The 883-nt window shown below is 38.8% G+C and carries 1 protein-coding gene; it reads right to left on the bottom strand.

The features are described 5' to 3' along the window. A complete protein-coding gene (locus DC498_RS25925) occupies positions 1-831 on the bottom strand; it encodes an IS982 family transposase (RefSeq protein WP_116877026.1) in 831 nt (276 codons plus the stop codon). Between the last annotated feature and the right edge of the window lie 52 nt (positions 832-883).

The following is an 883-nucleotide window of genomic DNA, read 5'->3' as shown; positions in this document are numbered from 1 at the left end:
TTAATCGGTAATTTTATTGAGTGTAAAGGCTAGAATAAACATCACCAGTTTTATCAAAAATCCTTTAAAAGTCACTGCATGAATTTTTCTTAGGAATAATCCTTTTATCTGACTGAAAGTTGTTTCAATTCCTTTGCGCATGTGTTCTTTTATAAATCTTGTCCATGGTTCATCTGGTCTTTTTGAGTTGCGCTTTCGGCAGATCATTAATTCAACCAGGTCAGTACTCCTGATATCATCTTCTACTGAATAATCTGTATAAGCAGCATCTCCATAAATCCTGCTCTCAGCAGCTACGGCAAGCGGTAACTTTTTTAATGCCTGCACATCGCTTTCGCAGCCCGGTACAAACCCAAATTCTACCGGAATGCCACTAGCAGTAATCAGTACCTGTACTTTTACTCCGTAAAAATATCGGCGCATACTACTCTGTTTTCCATGCCACTGTTTGCCTTTCAATAGTTTACTGCGGCTGATTCGTATATTATCACATACTGCTACCGGAAAGGAATCTATTACATACTCCGAAGCTCCTGCCATGCTTTTAAACTGGTGTCCCAATTGCCAGAACATTGAAAAAATCAGTTCACCCACACCATGTAGCCTCCGGTTAAATCGGCTTTTGTCTAACATGGCGGGCACCAAGCCTGTCATCTTCATAAAATTGCGACCATTATCCAGGTGACCTCCAAAATAAAGAGCTGATACGAGGGCTGTCGTGATTACCTCACTATCACACATCTTACGACGACTATCTTCATAATGACCAATCCCTTTTAAAATATCATCTACAATACAATAAATACCTATAATTTTATCAGCTGTGAGCATTGATAATTGAGTTTTGTGTGTGGTAACTCAAAATTATCTTTTATTGATGCTC

This window comes from Terrimonas sp. (genome assembly GCF_003075435.1).
Taxonomy (GTDB): domain Bacteria; phylum Bacteroidota; class Bacteroidia; order Chitinophagales; family Chitinophagaceae; genus Agriterribacter.
This window is presented reverse-complemented; position numbering and strand designations above follow the sequence as displayed.

Coding starts and splice junctions, on each gene's coding strand:
- DC498_RS25925 (WP_116877026.1), bottom strand. CDS start 831: ATGCTCACAGCTGATAAAATTATAGGTATTTATTGTATTGTAGATGAT.